Source organism: Tabrizicola sp. T46 (assembly GCF_057219895.1).
In genome coordinates this window covers 377699-393126 of the sequence record NZ_JBXVVV010000003.1, presented here as the reverse complement: position 1 = coordinate 393126, position 15428 = coordinate 377699, and the positions used below count along the sequence as shown (strand labels likewise).

Below are 15428 nucleotides of genomic sequence, written 5' to 3'. Positions count from 1 at the left end.
CCGATCGTCGGCGGAAGATAGTAGAGGCAATCCAAGGGAGGCGGTGATGGCGGAATTTGCTTCGGCTCGGGTGGTGATTATCGGCGGGGGGGCCGTCGGGGCCTCGGCCCTTTATCACCTGGCGAAGGCGGGGTGGACCGATGCGCTGCTTCTGGAGAAGAACGAACTGACGGCGGGCTCGACCTGGCACGCGGCGGGGAACGTTCCGACCTTTTCGTCCTCGTGGTCGATCATGAACATGCAGCGTTACTCGGCCAGCCTCTACCGGGGGCTCGGCGAGGCGGTCGGCTATCCGATGAACTACCACGTGACCGGGTCGGTCCGGCTGGGGCATTCGAAGGAACGCCTGCAGGAGTTCAAGCGCGTCGTCGGGATGGGCCGGTATCAGGGGATGGATCTCGACATCCTGTCGCCCGAGGAAATCCGCTCGAAGTATCCCTTCGTCGAGACGCATGACCTGACCGGCGCGCTTTATGACCCCTATGACGGCGACATCGACCCGGCCCAGCTGACCCAGGCGCTGGCGACCGGCGCGCGGAAGCTCGGCGCGCGCGTAGAGCGGTTCTGCCCGGTGACGGCGGCGCGCTGGACGGGGCGTGAATGGGTGCTGTCGACGCCCAAGGGCGAGGTGCGGGCCGAATATGTGGTGAACGCGGGCGGCTATTACGCGGCCAATGTCGGCGCGATGTTCGGCCGCCGGGTGCCGATGATGGTGATGAGCCACCAATACCTTCTGTTCGACACGATCCCGGAACTGGAAGCCTGGACGAAGGAGGTCGGCCACAAGCTGCCGCTTCTGCGTGACGTCGACAGCTCCTACTACCTCCGGCAGGAGAAGATGGGCTTCAACCTTGGCCCCTACGAAAACCCCTGCCGCGCGCATTGGGCGACACCCGACGACCCGATGCCCGAGGATTTCAGCTTCCAGCTTTTCCCCGATGACCTCGAACGGATCGAGTGGCACATCAACGACGCGATGGCCCGCGTTCCGCTACTCCAGCAGGCGGCGCTGACCAAGGTCATCAACGGCCCGATCCCCTATACGCCGGACGGCAATCCGCTGATCGGCCCGATGCCGGGCGTCCCGAACGCCTTCGAGGCCTGCGTCTTCACTTTCGGCATCTGCCAGGCGGGCGGGGCGGGCAAGGTGCTGGCCGAATGGGTGACCGAAGGCGGCACTGAATGGGACATGTGGTCCTGCGACCCGCGCCGCTTCACCGGTTGGGAGGATCACGATTACCTTGTTGCCAAGGGGATGGAGGTCTACGGCCATGAGTATGGCATGCACTTCCCGATGGCCCGCTGGCCCGCGGCCCCTGACCGCAAGCTTTCCCCGGTCCATGACAGGCTGAAGGCGCTGGGGGCCCAGTTCGCGCCCTACAACGGCTGGGAGCGGGCGGAGTGGTTCGCCGCGCCAGGCGACGATACGTCGTGGGAGTCCACCCAGACCTGGGGCCGCGCCGGCCCGTGGGAGCCGCGCATCAAGGCGGAGTGTGAGGCGGTGCGCGATGGCGTGGGCGTACTGGACCTGCCGGGCTTTACCCGGCTGCGGCTTGTAGGGCCGGGCGCGCGGGCGCATCTGGCAAGCATGACGGCGTCGAAACTGCCGCAACCGGGGCGCATGGGCCTGATCTACTTCGCCGACCACAGGGGACGGATCGTCACCGAGATGACCTGCATTCCCGCCAGCGACGATGACGTCGGCGTCATCACCGCCGCCGTTGCGCAGGGCCATGACGCCGACATCCTGAAGAAGGGCCTGCCTGACGGGGTGGTGCTGGAGGATTGGTCGGACAAGATCCACTGCTTTATCGTCACCGGCCCCAAGGTGCGCGATCTTCTGGCTGGGATCGCCGAGGCCGACCTGACGCTGCCCTGGCTTTCGGTCCAGTTCTCGGCCAGGGTTGCGGGCCGGGACGTGGCGCTGGTGCGGGTCTCCTTTGCCGGGGAACTCGGCTGGGAGATCCATTGCGACCGCGCGGATGCCCCTGCGATCTATGATGCGCTGCTTGCGGGCGGGGCCAAGCCCTTCGGGATGAAGGCGCTGAACGCCTTGCGGATCGAAAAGGGCTATCGTGCCTGGAAGGGTGACCTTTCGACCGACTATTCGCTGCTGGAAGGCGGGCTCGACCGCTTCATCGACTGGGGCCACGACTTCCCCGGCAAGGCAGCGCTGGCGGCCGAAAAGCAGCGTGGCGTGAAGAAGCGCTTTGTCTCGCTGAAGGTCGAGGCGGGCGAGTGCGACGCGCCCTACATGTCGACCCTCTGGCACAATGGGCAGGTCGTGGGCGAGACGACCTCGGGTGCCTGGTGCTATCGGGTGGGGCATTCGATGGCGCTGGGGATGCTGAGGACGGACCTTGCCGTGGCGGGGACCGAGATCGAGGTGGAGATCTTCGGCGAGCGGGTGAAGGCGGTCGTGCTGCCCGATGGCCCGGCCTGGGATGCGAAGAACGAGCGCATCCGGGCATGACCGCAATTCCCGCCACCATGTCTGGCGTACAGCTTGTCGGCCACGGCGGGCCCGAGATGCTTGTCTGGCGCGACGATATCCCCGTGCCGCGACCCGATGCCGACGAGGTGCTGGTCAGGGTGTTGGCGGCGGGAGTCAACATGACCGACCTCAACACGCGTCTCGGCTGGTATGGCGGTGAGGGCCGCGCCGCCGGTTGGGCGGGCGAACTGGCCTTTCCGCGCATCCAGGGCGCGGATCTCTGCGGGCGGATCGTAGCCCTTGGTGCAGGCGTCTCTGACCTGCCCATCGGCGCACGCGTCGTCTGCCCGACGAACCAGCATGAGCCGACCGCCGAGAACCCGATCCACTTCGTCTCGATCGGGTCGGAGTTCGATGGCGCTTTCGCGCAATATTGCCTCGTGAAGGCGCGGCACCTGCATGATGTCAGCGCCTCGCCTCTCTCTGATGTCGAGATCGGGGCGATGCCTTGCGCCCACGGGACCGCTCACAACCTTCTGACCCGGGCGGATGTCGCGGTGGGCGAGCGAGTTCTTGTCACCGGCGCCTCGGGCGGGGTCGGGCTGGCGGCAGTTCAGTTGGCCCTCCTGCGCGGGGCCGAGGTGACGGCGCAATGCAGCCTGGCGAAGTCGGCACCCTTGCGCGCCCTCGGGGCAACGATTCTGTCGCGTGACAGCACTCCTCCGGCGCAAAGCTTCGATGTGGTGATCGACATCGTAGGGGGCGAGGGGTTCCAGGACCGGTTGGAGGCGCTGCGACCCGGTGGACGCTATGCCACCTCAGGCGCGGTCGGCGGACCGCTGGTCAAGGGCGACCTTCGGCGTATCTACCTCAATGACCTGACGATCCACGGCTGCACCCATCAGCCGCGCGAGGTCTTTGCCGGTCTTGTCACCATCATCAACAACGCCCGCATCCGCCCCGTGGTGTCGCAGACCTACCCCATGCGCAACATCGCGCAGGCGCAGGCTGACCTTGCCGCTGGGCGCTATCCAGGCAAACTCGTTCTCGTTCCGTCGGAGCCCGCCCCATGACGATCCCTTCCAAAGCACGTGCCGTGGTCATCGGGGGCGGGGTCTCCGGCTGTTCGGTGGCCTATCACCTGGCCAAGGCGGGCTGGACCGACGTGGTGCTTCTGGAGCGGCGGAAGCTGACCAGCGGGACGACATGGCACGCGGCAGGTCTGATCGGGCAGCTGCGGGGCAGCGCGAACATGACGCGGCTCGCGAAGTATTCCGCCGACCTCTACCGGGGGCTCGAAGCAGAGACCGGTGTCGCCACGGGGATGAAGCAGGTGGGCTCGATCTCGGTCGCCCTGACGAGGGAACGGCATGAGGAACTGCTGCGCCAGGCCACGGTAGCGCGGATCTTCAACGTCGAGGTGCACGAGATCTCCCCGCAGGAGGCGAAGTCGAGGTATCCGCACCTGAACATCGACGGCGTGGTGGGCGCCGTGGCCCTGCCGCTCGACGGCCAGTGCGACCCGGCCAACATCGCGATGGCGCTGGCCAAGGGCGCCAGGATGCGGGGGGCGAAGATCTTCGAGATGACGAAGGTCACCAGGGTCACGACCGCCGGAGGCCGCGTGACGGGGGTGGACTACGAGACCGCCGATGGCCTGGGCCATATCGAGGCCGATGTCATTGTGAACTGCGGCGGGATGTGGGGCCGCGACCTTGCCGCCCAGAACGGCGTCACGCTGCCGCTTCATGCCTGCGAGCATTTCTACCTCGTCACCGAACCCGTCGCAGGCCTTGGCGACATGCCCGTCCTGCGGGTTCCGGACGAATGCGCCTATTACAAGTCGGACGCCGGCAAGATGATGCTCGGCGCCTTCGAGCCGAAAGCCAAGCCCTGGGGGATGGAGGGCATCCGGCCCGACTTCGAGTTCGACACGCTGCCCGAGGACTGGGACCACTTCGCCCCGATCCTTGAACACGCGATGCACCGGATGCCGCTCTTCCAGACCGCGGGCATCCACACCTTCTTCAACGGCCCCGAAAGCTTTACCCCTGACGACCGCTACTACCTGGGCGAGGCGCCCGAGGTGAAGGGCTACTGGATCGCCGCCGGCTACAACTCCATCGGCATCGTCTCTTCAGGCGGTGCAGGGCAGGCCCTCGCCCACTGGATCACCGAAGGCGAGCCGCCCTTCGACCTCTGGGAGGTCGATATCCGCCGGGCGCAGCCGTTCCAGAAGAACCGCCGCTACCTGAAGGAGCGCGTCACCGAGACGCTGGGCCTTCTTTATGCCGACCACTTCCCCTACCGGCAGCTCATCACCTCGCGGGGCGTCCGCCGGTCGCCGATCCATGAGCACCTGAAGGCGCGCGGCGCGGTCTTTGGCGAGGTCGCGGGCTGGGAACGCGCCAACTGGTTCGCCAACGAAGGGCAGGAACGGGAATACCGCTATACCTGGAAGCGCCAGAACTGGTTCGACAATCAGCGCGCCGAGCATATGGCCGTCCGCACCCGTGCGGGCCTTTTCGACATGACCTCCTTCGGCAAGATCCGGATCGAGGGGCGCGATGCCTGTGCCTTCCTCAACCGTATCTCCTCGGCCCAGGTGGATGTGCCCGTGGGTCGCATCGTCTACACCATGTTCCTCAATGATCGCGGGGGCATAGAGGCCGACCTTACAGTTACGCGCCTCTCTGAGACCGCCTATCTGGCCGTCGTTCCCGGTGCCACGCTGCAACGCAACCTCGCATGGATGCGGTCGACTGTTGGTGACGATTTCGCGGTCATCACCGATGTCACCGCCGCCGAGTCCGTCCTTTGCCTGATGGGCCCCGGGTCGCGTGACATCCTGGATAAGGTCTCGCCGCACGACTTCAGTAACACCGCCCATCCCTTTGGCACCGCTAAGGAAATCGAGATCGGCATGGGCCTCGCCCGCGCGCATCGGGTCACTTACGTAGGTGAGCTTGGGTGGGAGCTATACGTCAGCGCCGACCAGACCGCCCATGTCTTCGAGGCGATCATGGAGGCCCAGCCGGACCTCAAGCTCTGCGGCCTCCACACCCTCGACTCTTGCCGGATCGAAAAGGCCTACCGCCACTGGGGCCACGACATCACGGATGAGGATCATGTGCTGGAAGCCGGCCTCGGCTTCACCGTCAGCCGCAAGAAGCCCGCCTTCCTGGGCCGCGATGCGGTTCTCAGGAAGGAACAGCAGGGTCTTGACCGCCGCATGGTCCAGTTCCGCATCAAGGACCCCGAGCCGCTCCTCTTCCACAACGAAGCCATTGTCCGCGATGGAAAAATCGTCGGCCCGGTGACCAGTGGCAACTACGGTCACTTCCTCGGCGGGGCGATCGGCATGGGGTATGTTCCGGCCAAGGGGCAGACCGATGACGACATCCTCGGCTCCACCTATGAAATCGAAGTCGCGGGCCGCCGTCATGCGGCCATCGCCAGCCTCGTGCCGATGCACGATCCGAATTCCGAAAGGGTAAAGGCATGACCGACCTCTCCGATATCCCGGGCGAGACCTGCGAACCGGCCCGCGCACGTCGCTCAGGCGGGCGTCAGGCGCGTGTTGCGATGCGGGCGGCCCCCCTGTCCGAGGACATGCGCCCGGTTCGTCCCGGCATGCCCGGCGGCCAGTACAAGCCCCTGACCGAGGCGGGGGTGCAGCAGATCCACGAAGCGGCGCTCGATGCCCTTGAACAGATTGGCCTCTCTCAGGCCCCGCCCTCGGGCGTTAAGCTTCTGACCGAGGCGGGCGCGATCCAGGGCGACGATGGCCGCATCCGCTTTCCCCGCGCCTTGGTCGAGGACATGCTGGCCATCGCCGCGCGGAACATCACGCTCCACGCCCGCGATCCGAAATACGACCTGCACCTCAGCGGCACCAACGTCCATTTCGGCACGGCGGGGGCAGCGGTCCATATCGTCGATCCGGTCACGCTCGATTACCGCGAATCCACCGCCCAGGACCTGTATGACGCGGCCCGCCTGGTCGACAATCTGGACAACATCCACTTCTACCAGCGCACGATGGTCTGCCGGGATGTCAAGGATAACAAGGAGATGGACCTGAACACGCTTTACGGCTCCCTTGCTGGGACCGTGAAGCATGTGGGCACCTCCTTCTCCGATCCCTCCCATGTCGCGGACTGCTTCGACCTCATCCATATGGTCGCGGGCGGCGAAGAGAAGTGGCTGGAACGGCCTTTCGTGTCGAACTCCAACTGCTTCGTCGTCCCGCCGATGAAATTCGCCGAGGAAAGTTGCATCACGATGGAGGATTGCATCCGCCGGGGGATGCCGATGCTGCTGCTCTCTGCTGGGCAGGCCGGGGCTACGGCACCCGCACCCATCGCCCTTGCCATCGTGCAGGCGGTGGCGGAATGCCTTGCGGGCGTCGTCTACGTGAACGCGATCAAGCCCGGCGCGCCGGCGATCTTCGGCACCTGGCCCTTCGTCTCGGACCTTCGCACCGGCGCCATGTCCGGGGGCAGCGCGGAACAGGCCCTTCTGACCGCGGGCTGCGCGCAGATGCACCGCTTCTACGACCTGCCGGGCGGGGCGGCCTCGGGGATTTCCGACTCGAAGCTTCCCGATATGCAGGCAGGATGGGAGCAGGGGATCACCAACTCCCTCGCCGGCCTCGCGGGCCTCAACATGTGCTACGAGGCGGTCGGGATGCATGCCTCGCTTCTCGGCTTCTGTCTTGAAAGCCTTGTCCTTGGCGATGACCTTCTCGGTCAGGCGATGCGGCTGGTGCGTGGGATCGACGTGACGCCGGATTCAACCAGCATCGACGCAATGAAGGAGGTCTGTCTTGGCGGCCCCGGCCACTACCTCGGGTCGGACCAGACGCTGAAGCTGATGCAGACCGAATACATCTATCCCAAGGTCGGCAACCGCATGTCGCCCAAGGAATGGAACGAGGCCGGCAAACCCCTTCTCCTTGACACGGCCATCGCCCGCAAGAACTCTATCCTCGCCAAGGCGGGGTGCCGGGTCGACCCTCAGATCGACGCCGCCATCCGTGCCCGCTTCAACATCTACTTCCAGTGAGGTCGCCATGATCCCCGCCAACATGCTGAAATTCTACATCAATGGCCAATGGGTCGATCCGATCTCGAAGAACCGGATGGGGGTCGAGAACCCGGCCACGGAAGAGATCGTCTGCGAAGTTGCGATGGGCAGCGCCGAGGATGCCGACCGTGCGATTCTGGCCGCACGTGCGGCCTTCGACGGCTGGACCTACCGCCCGGTCAAGGAACGCATCGCCATCGTGAAGCGGGTGCTCGAGGTCTACAACGATCGCTACGAAGACTTCGCGCAGGTCATGTCGACCGAAATGGGCGCCCCGATCACCTGGGCACGCAACGCCCAGGCCTGGGCCGGACAGGTCCATATGGAGGCCACGATCAAGGCCGCCGAAGAGATGACCTGGGAATACAACCGCGGCTCGACCCGGATCATCTACGAAGGGATCGGGGTCTGCTCGCTAATCACGCCCTGGAACTGGCCGATGAACCAGATCGCCTGCAAGGTCGCACCAGCACTGGTCGCTGGCTGCACAATGGTGCTGAAACCCTCGGAAATTGCTCCACTTTCTGGCACGCTCTTCGCGCAGGTCTGCCATGACGCGGGCGTACCGGCCGGCGTCTTCAACATGGTCCACGGCGCGGGTCCCGAGGTCGGCGCGCGGATGTCGGTGCATCCCGAGGTCGACATGGTCTCATTCACCGGCTCGACCCGCGCGGGCACCCAGATCGCCGCCGTTGCTGCGGCGACCGCCAAGCGGGTGGCGCAGGAAATGGGCGGCAAGTCGCCGAACATCATCCTGCCCGGCGCCAACATCGCCGAGGCGGTGGCGGCAGGCGTGACGGCGGTGATGTCGAACACCGGCCAGTCCTGCGACGCGCCGACCCGGATGCTGGTGCACCGCTCGCAGCAGGCCGAGGCGCTGAAGGTCGCCAAGGAAGCCGCAGAGGCGATCGTCGTCGGCGATCCGCGCGACGAGGCGACGGTGATGGGACCCCTGGTCTCGAAGCTCCAGTTCGACAAGGTCCAGCGCCTGATCCAGGCCGGGATCGACGAGGGTGCGACCCTCGTGACCGGCGGGGTAGGCCGCCCGGCGGGCCTCAATCGCGGCTGGTTCGTCCGCCCGACGGTCTTCGGCGACGTGGTCAATTCGATGACCATCTCGAAGGAAGAGATCTTCGGGCCGGTCCTCGCGATCCAGCCCTACGACTCGATCGAGGACGCGATCACCCAGGCCAACGACACGATCTACGGCCTTGCCGCCTATATCGCCGGCCCAGTAGAGGACGCGAAACCCGTCGCCCGCCGCCTGCGCGCCGGGACCGTGAACCTCAACTACCCCGACTGGGACACCTTCGCCCCCTTCGGTGGCTACAAGCAGTCCGGCAACGGGCGCGAATATGCCGACTGGGGCATCCATGATTTCTGCGAGGTCAAGGGGATCGTCGGCTACGGCGCGGAATAAAGCCCCGATTCTAAGCAGATAAATCGGGGACGGGGGACAAAATGCACTACGGATACATCGGCCTTGGCAACCTCGGGGCCGCCTGCGCGGGCTGTCTGCTGAAGGCGGGCTTCAAGGTCACGGTCTACGACCTGAACCCGAAGCTTGCTGAGCCGCTTCTGGCTATGGGGGCGGTCCTCGCCCCCTCGGCCGAGGCGCTGGCGGGGTCGGTTGATCACGTCATCACTTGCCTCCCATCCCCGGCGGTGTCCGAGCGGGTGCTGCGGAACATCCTGCCCCACATGAAACCCGGCGCGAGCTGGGTCGAGATGTCCACCCTTGGCCGGGATGAGGTCCTCCACCTCGCCGCCGTGGCTGAGGGGGCGGGGGTGCGGATGATGGAGCTTCCGGTGACCGGCGGGGTGCATCTGGCCTACCAGGGCAAGATCACCATGCTGGCCGGGGGGGACCGCGACCTTTTCGAGCTCCATCACAAGGCGATGGAGGCGATGGGGGACCGGATCTTCCACATGGGGCCCTTGGGGTCATCCTCGATCATCAAGGTCATCACCAACATGCTGGCCTTCATTCACCTGAAGGCCACCTCCGAGGCCCTGATGCTGGCCAAACGGGGGGGGCTGGACCTTGGGCAGGCCTGGCACGCGATCAAGGCCTCGTCGGGGAATTCCTTCGTTCATGAGACGGAGGGCGCGCTGATCCTGAACGGGTCCTATGACATCGCCTTCAACATCGACCTTGCCCTGAAGGACCTTGGCTTTGCCCTTGGCTTCGGCAAGGAGTTTGGGGTTCCCCTCGACCTCGCCTCGATGACGAACCAGACCTACATCGCCGCGAAGGCGGCTTACGGGGGCGAGGCGCAGTCGCCGATGATCGCGAAGCTTCTGGAGGACCTGCTTGGCACCGACCTGCGGGCCGAGGGGTTCCCGGCGCGGCTGGAGTGATCTGACCACAGTGGTCAGAATCGGAATATTTCATGCAATCAGTGACTTGCGCGTGGTCGTTAACTTTCTGGAAAGGTGTCCGACATGGCGCTGACCGATGACACTGCCAGGCGGGCGGCGCGGCTTCTGCATCACCGGAAGGCCGGGCTGGGGCAGGGTGACCCGGTTGTCCCACCGATCACCGCTTCGGCGACCTATCACCTGCCTTCGGTCCAGTCCGGCGGGCAGTTCTACGGCCGGAACGGCAACCCGAGCTGGGACGCGGTAGAGGCGCAGCTTTCCATTCTCGAGGATGCCGAGGTGGTCAGCTTTCCATCCGGCATGGCGGCCATTGCGGCGGTGCTGTTCGCCACGCTGAAGACGGGGGACCGGCTGATCGTGCCATCCGACGGCTACTATGTGACCCGGGTGCTGTCCGAGGGGTTCCTGAAGCCACTCGGGATCGAAGTCATCCAGCTGCCGACGGTGGCCTACGAGACGGCGGACTTCTCCGGTGCGGCAGTGGTCTATCTGGAAACGCCGTCCAATCCGGGCCTCGACGTGGTGGATATCTCCGCTGTCTCGGCCCGGGCAAAGGCCGCAGGAGCCATAGTCATCGCCGACAACACCACGATGACGCCGCTTCTGCAGCGCCCGCTGGATCTTGGGGCCGACCTTGTGGTTGCCGCCGACACCAAGGCCCCGGCGGGGCATTCGGATGTGCTTTTCGGCCATGTCGCGGGGCGGGATGCTGCCCTGATGGCCCGCGTGCGCGACTGGCGGCGGATGGCCGGTGCGATCCCCGGGCCGTTCGAGGCCTTCCTTGTCCACCGGGGCATCGAGACGCTGGAGCTGCGGCTGGAACGGATGTGTGCCTCAGCCAAGACCATCGCCGGGCGGCTGGCCGATCATCCAGCGATCCGCGATCTGCGATACCCAGGCTTGGCCAGTGACCCTTCGCACCGGATGGTCGGCGGGCAAATGGCGAATGGCGGCTTCCTGATCGGCTTCACTTTGCGCAATGCGGACGTGGCGGAGGGGTTCCTGTCGCGCTGTCCCTACATCGCGCAGAGCACCAGTTTTGGCGGCACCCACAGCGCGGGGGAACGCCGGGCCCGCTGGGGGGATGTGGTGCCCGAGGGCTTCATCCGCCTGTCGATCGGGATCGAGCCGGTGGAGGTCTTGTGGGAATCAATAGGAGCAGCGCTGGAAAGTTGACGCACTCGTGGATTGTGTCAGTTCAGACGATATCGTGGCGCTAACCCTGACCGTTTGATCGGCCGTGTTGCCGTCCAGGTTCTTCCCTTCGTTTACAGAAACGCAGATTTGTGCGACTTTGCTGGCATTAGAACTGCAACCGATGACGGGTGCGGACCATGGAGTTTTCTGTCTGGTTCGATTTGTCGAAGAAGACCAAAGAGGTAGTGCCGTGGTCGGTCATACCACTGACAGGGCCTGACACCACACTTTGGGATGCGATAAAGAATTTCCCCTTGGACAGTCCGGGGGCCTCAATGCCGTTTTCGGCGCGGTTGGCGCGCGATCATCTCTGGCTGCCGACTTATGCCGAAAAGGTCGTCCGGGAATACCGGCGCTTTCTCTATCTTGTCGCGACCGAGCGCGAAATGGTGACTCCGTCGGAAGACGTGGACGAGGCCTGGCACCTTCATCTTGCCTACACGCAGTCCTACTGGGATGAGCTTTGCGGTAAGGTTCTGGGTCGTCCGTTACACCACAATCCGACCGAAGGCGAAGAGCAGATCGATAGCTTTCGAAAGGCTTACGAGCGAACCTTGTCGCGATACTACACGGTGTTCCAGGAAGCCCCGCCTTCTGATGTCTGGCCGTCCGGCGCGGACAGGTTCGCCCTTGGGGGCGGCTTTCGTACGGTTCCTCTGCGGGATTTTCGACTGGTCGGACGCCTTACTGCCGTCCGTGTCGCCAAAGTCCTTCGATACCTCGCGGCAGCGTCATTCTTCGCGCTGCCTTTTGCCCTTCTTGGTCTTGCCGCCTTTCCAGTGCCGTTCGTCATTATAGGGGGCGTCATCATCGGCTTGTTTCTGGGTGGCACGATCCTTCATCTGCTGGCTGATGTGTCACTTCCTCCCTGGGGGAAGAAGGGCCTCGGCTACACCAAGTACCGCAACGAGCCTGACACTTCAGGAGGCGGCGGTTGCGGCGGCTGCGGAGGATGCGGCTGATTGCGGCAGGATCGGCAATCCACCCTACAGTTTGAGCCGATACCGGATGTGGTCGTCCCATCCGACATACTGGTTGTAAAGCGCACGAGCCTTTTCGTTGTCGATCCGGGTGTGCCAGTAGACCCGGCCCCAGCCCCTGGCGCGGGCCAGGGCGATCAGGTCGTCGATGAGCGCCCGGCCCAGACCCTGACCGCGCGCGTCCGGTGCGACGAAGAGGTCTTCAAGGTAGCAATCCTCGGTCAGCACCCAGGTCGAGGGATGGTAGAGGTGGATTGCGAAGCCCATAACCTGCCCGTCCACCTCGGCAAGCCGCGCCTTGACCGGGGACGCGGGATCCATCAGCCGTGCCCATGTGGCGGCGGTCACCTCGGGCGAAAGGCCGACGCCGTAGTAGTCGAGATAGCCCTGCCAGAGGGTGAGGAATGCCTCGCGATCAGCAGGTGCAGCATCCCGGATCATGCGATCCGCGCCAGGATGCGGGCCCAGGAGCGGATGCCCTTGTGGAAGGACTCCACGTCGTACTTCTCGTTCGGGGAATGGATCTGGTCATCGTCCTTGGCGAAGCCAACCAGCATCGCGTCCATCCCAAGCTCGGTCTTGAAATAGCCCGCGATCGGGATCGACCCGCCTTCGCCGACAAAGACGGCGGGGAGGCCCCATTCCTCGGTCAGCGCGGCGCGGGCAGCCTCGAAGGCCGGGTCGGCGATCGACATGATCGAGGCGGGGGAGCCGTTGATCTCATCATGCCATTCGATCCGGCAATCGGCGGGGACGCGCGCCTCGGCCCATTGGCGGAAGGCTTTCAGCACCTTCGCCGGGTCCTGGCGCGAGACGAGGCGGAAGGAGACCTTGGCATGGGCCTCGGCCGGCAGGACGGTCTTGAAGCCGGCACCATTGTAGCCGCCCCAGAGGCCGTTGACCTCGGCCGTGGGCCGCGACCAGAGGATTTCCAATGGCGTGCGGTCAACCTCACCCGCCGGGATGCTCAGCCCCACGTCCCCCAGATAGGCGGCGTGGTCGAAGGCAAGAGACTGCCATTGCTGGCGTAGGGTGTCGGGAAGCTCGTCCACGTCGTCGTAGAAGCCGGGGATGGTGACGCGACCCGTGTCGTCATGGAGGTCGGCCAGAAGGCGGGACATGACATGAAGGGGGTTCCGAGCGAGGCCGCCATAGGACCCGGAGTGCAGGTCGCGCGAAGCGGCGTGCAGGGTGAACTCGGCCTTGGCAAGGCCGCGGAGCTGGGTCGAGATCGCGGGGACCTTGTCTTCGTAAAGCCCGGTATCGCAGATGAGCGCGAGATCGGCGGAAAGTTCTGCGCGGTTCTCACGCAGGAAGGGGATGAGCGAGGGGGAGCCTGATTCCTCCTCACCCTCCAGAAAGATCGTGAGCTTGCCGGGAAGCGTGCCGTGGACGGCCTTCCAGGCGCGGCAGGCCTCGAAGAAGGTCATCAGCTGGCCCTTGTCGTCGGACGAGCCTCGGGCGCGGATGACACGGCCTTTCGGCGTGTCCTGAAGCGCGGGGTCGAAGGGATCGCGGTGCCAGAGGTCGAGCGGGTCGACGGGCTGGACGTCGTAATGGCCGTAGAAGAGGAGGTGGCGCTTCCCCTCGCCGCCGTGGGCGACGACCATCGGGTGGCCCGGCGTGGCGGCGGCGCGGGCGGTGAAGCCAAGGGTGGCAAGGTCGGCGACCAGCCAGTCGGCGGCGCGGGCGCAGTCGGCCTTGTAGGCGGGGTCGGTCGAGATCGAGGGGATGCGGAGAAGGTCCATCAGCCGGTCGATCGCCTGCGGCAGGTCGGAATCGATGCGGGAGAGGACGGCGTCGAGGGTCATGGGGGTGGCTTTCACGATATGTCCGGCGGGCAGCGTAGCAGGCGGCAGTCCACTGTCCAGAGCGGCCCGGTTGCACGGTCATGTGAGCAATGGGCGGGCGACAAATCGCCCCCTTGGCAAGAAGGCGGCTTGACCAAGATCAAGGTGGCGCGGCAGAAGGCCGGGCAAGACTGACGCACGGGATGCCTTTACGGGACACGGACGCATGACGATGGTGGATTACGACGCGGCGATCGAGGCGAGCCTGCAGCGCCTGCATGACGAGGGGCGCTATCGCACCTTCATCGACATCGCGCGGAGTCAGGGCCAGTTCCCGCATGCCGTCTGGACGCGTCCGGATGGCAGCACGAAGGACATCACCGTCTGGTGCGGGAACGACTACCTTGGGATGGGGCAGCACCCGGAGGTGCTGGCCGCGATGCATGAGGCGCTGGACGCCACGGGGGCCGGATCGGGCGGCACGCGGAACATCAGCGGCACCACGGTCTGGCACAAGCGGCTTGAGGCAGAGCTTGCGGACCTGCACGGCAAGGAAGCGGCGCTGGTTTTCACCAGTGCCTATATCGCGAACGATGCGACGCTTTCGACGCTGCGGACGATTTTCCCCGGGCTGATCATCTATTCCGACGCGCTGAACCATGCCTCGATGATCGAAGGCGTCCGGCGCGGGGGCGGCGAGAAGCGGATCTTCCGGCATAACGACGTGGCGCATCTGCGGGCGCTTCTGGCGGCGGATGATCCGAAGGCGCCGAAGCTGATCGCCTTCGAATCGATCTATTCGATGGATGGCGACTTCGGCCCCATCGCCGCGATCTGTGATCTCGCCGAGGAGTTCGGCGCGCTGACCTATATCGACGAGGTCCATGCCGTGGGCATGTACGGGCCGCGCGGGGCAGGGGTGGCGGAGCGCGACGGCCAGATGGGCCGGATTGACATCGTCAACGGGACGCTCGCCAAGGCCTATGGCGTCTTCGGCGGCTATATCGCGGCCTCGGCGAAGATGGTGGATGCGGTGCGGTCCTATGCGCCGGGATTCATCTTCACCACCAGCCTGCCGCCCGCGGTCGCGGCGGGGGCGGCGGCCTCGGTCCGCTTCCTGAAGGGCGAGGGCGGGGCGGCCCTGCGGGCGCGGCACCAGACGCAGGCGAAGATCCTGAAGCTGCGGCTGAAGGCGATGGGGCTGCCGATCATCGACCACGGAAGCCACATCGTGCCGGTCCATGTCGGCGATCCGGTGCACTGCAAGATGATCTCGGACATGCTTCTGGAGACGCACGGGATCTACGTCCAGCCGATCAACTTCCCCACGGTGCCGCGCGGGACCGAACGGCTGCGGTTCACGCCGTCGCCGGTGCACGGATCCGGGGACATCGACAGGCTGGTGCGCGCGATGGATGCACTCTGGAGCCATTGTGCGCTGAATCGCGCCGAAGAGGCCGGTTGACCGCTACTGTTTGTGCAAACCCTCTTGTACTGTGCTAGGGTTTCACCAATACGAGAACAGGTGAGTCGCTCGGGAAGGCGACGACACGGGCA

11 protein-coding genes are annotated in these 15428 nt (G+C 65.3%); 9 read left to right on the top strand and 2 right to left on the bottom strand.

What is annotated here, in order from left to right; genetic code table 11:
• Positions 1-46: 46 nt before the first annotated feature.
• The 8 genes from AC2D9V_RS14710 to AC2D9V_RS14675 all read left to right on the top strand — a co-directional run bounded on the left by AC2D9V_RS14710 (position 47) and on the right by AC2D9V_RS14675 (position 12063).
• On the top strand, positions 47-2473 hold the full coding sequence (locus tag AC2D9V_RS14710) for a GcvT family protein (protein WP_484714837.1): 2427 nt from the start codon (positions 47-49) through the stop codon (positions 2471-2473).
• A complete protein-coding gene (locus AC2D9V_RS14705; protein ID WP_484714836.1) occupies positions 2470-3507 on the top strand; it encodes an alcohol dehydrogenase catalytic domain-containing protein in 1038 nt (345 codons plus the stop codon). The genes AC2D9V_RS14710 and AC2D9V_RS14705 overlap by 4 nt, the downstream gene beginning before the upstream one ends.
• Positions 3504-5939, top strand: coding sequence for a GcvT family protein (locus tag AC2D9V_RS14700; protein WP_484714835.1), 2436 nt, complete (start codon positions 3504-3506; stop codon positions 5937-5939). The genes AC2D9V_RS14705 and AC2D9V_RS14700 overlap by 4 nt, the downstream gene beginning before the upstream one ends.
• Positions 5936-7501, top strand: a complete 1566-nt coding sequence (locus tag AC2D9V_RS14695) for a trimethylamine methyltransferase family protein (RefSeq protein WP_484714834.1) — start codon at positions 5936-5938, stop codon at positions 7499-7501. Before AC2D9V_RS14700 ends, AC2D9V_RS14695 begins: the two co-directional genes overlap by 4 nt.
• 7 nt (positions 7502-7508) lie before the next feature.
• Positions 7509-8942: an aldehyde dehydrogenase family protein gene (locus AC2D9V_RS14690; protein ID WP_484714833.1), complete on the top strand. Its 1434-nt coding sequence runs from the start codon at positions 7509-7511 to the stop codon at positions 8940-8942.
• Between the two features lie 41 nt (positions 8943-8983).
• The gene (locus AC2D9V_RS14685) at positions 8984-9883 is read left to right on the top strand and encodes an NAD(P)-dependent oxidoreductase (RefSeq protein ID WP_484714832.1); all 900 of its coding nucleotides are present in this window, start codon (positions 8984-8986) and stop codon (positions 9881-9883) included.
• An 84-nt stretch (positions 9884-9967) separates the two neighbouring features.
• Complete coding sequence (locus AC2D9V_RS14680; RefSeq protein ID WP_484714831.1) at positions 9968-11080, top strand: cystathionine gamma-lyase; 1113 nt, start codon at positions 9968-9970, stop codon at positions 11078-11080.
• A gap of 158 nt (positions 11081-11238) precedes the next feature.
• Positions 11239-12063, top strand: coding sequence for a glycine-rich domain-containing protein (locus tag AC2D9V_RS14675; RefSeq protein WP_484714830.1), 825 nt, complete (start codon positions 11239-11241; stop codon positions 12061-12063).
• A 24-nt stretch (positions 12064-12087) separates the two neighbouring features.
• Here the strand turns inward: AC2D9V_RS14675 and AC2D9V_RS14670 are convergent, their stop codons facing one another.
• Both AC2D9V_RS14670 and AC2D9V_RS14665 read right to left on the bottom strand, forming a co-directional pair.
• Complete coding sequence (locus AC2D9V_RS14670) at positions 12088-12522, bottom strand: GNAT family N-acetyltransferase (protein ID WP_484714829.1); 435 nt, start codon at positions 12520-12522, stop codon at positions 12088-12090.
• Positions 12519-13892 (bottom strand): M20/M25/M40 family metallo-hydrolase, encoded by a 1374-nt coding sequence (locus AC2D9V_RS14665; protein WP_484714828.1) that lies wholly within the window; start codon positions 13890-13892, stop codon positions 12519-12521. Before AC2D9V_RS14665 ends, AC2D9V_RS14670 begins: the two co-directional genes overlap by 4 nt.
• Positions 13893-14103: 211 nt before the next feature.
• On the opposite strand from AC2D9V_RS14665, the gene hemA reads away from it, so the two are divergent.
• Positions 14104-15336 carry a 5-aminolevulinate synthase gene (gene hemA, locus AC2D9V_RS14660; protein WP_484715020.1) on the top strand — a complete coding sequence of 411 codons (1233 nt, stop codon included), beginning with the start codon at positions 14104-14106 and terminating at the stop codon, positions 15334-15336.
• The last annotated feature ends 92 nt before the right edge of the window (positions 15337-15428 follow it).

What these genes read in the sequence shown, in the direction of transcription:
- AC2D9V_RS14690 (WP_484714833.1), top strand. Translation starts at nt 7,509, where the DNA reads ATGATCCCCGCCAACATGCTGAAATTCTACATCAATGGCCAATGGGTC.
- AC2D9V_RS14665 (WP_484714828.1), bottom strand. Translation starts at nt 13,892, where the DNA reads ATGACCCTCGACGCCGTCCTCTCCCGCATCGATTCCGACCTGCCGCAG.
- AC2D9V_RS14705 (WP_484714836.1), top strand. Translation starts at nt 2,470, where the DNA reads ATGACCGCAATTCCCGCCACCATGTCTGGCGTACAGCTTGTCGGCCAC.
- AC2D9V_RS14680 (WP_484714831.1), top strand. Translation starts at nt 9,968, where the DNA reads ATGGCGCTGACCGATGACACTGCCAGGCGGGCGGCGCGGCTTCTGCAT.
- AC2D9V_RS14700 (WP_484714835.1), top strand. Translation starts at nt 3,504, where the DNA reads ATGACGATCCCTTCCAAAGCACGTGCCGTGGTCATCGGGGGCGGGGTC.
- AC2D9V_RS14670 (WP_484714829.1), bottom strand. Translation starts at nt 12,522, where the DNA reads ATGATCCGGGATGCTGCACCTGCTGATCGCGAGGCATTCCTCACCCTC.
- hemA (WP_484715020.1), top strand. Translation starts at nt 14,104, where the DNA reads ATGGTGGATTACGACGCGGCGATCGAGGCGAGCCTGCAGCGCCTGCAT.
- AC2D9V_RS14675 (WP_484714830.1), top strand. Translation starts at nt 11,239, where the DNA reads ATGGAGTTTTCTGTCTGGTTCGATTTGTCGAAGAAGACCAAAGAGGTA.
- AC2D9V_RS14685 (WP_484714832.1), top strand. Translation starts at nt 8,984, where the DNA reads ATGCACTACGGATACATCGGCCTTGGCAACCTCGGGGCCGCCTGCGCG.
- AC2D9V_RS14695 (WP_484714834.1), top strand. Translation starts at nt 5,936, where the DNA reads ATGACCGACCTCTCCGATATCCCGGGCGAGACCTGCGAACCGGCCCGC.
- AC2D9V_RS14710 (WP_484714837.1), top strand. Translation starts at nt 47, where the DNA reads ATGGCGGAATTTGCTTCGGCTCGGGTGGTGATTATCGGCGGGGGGGCC.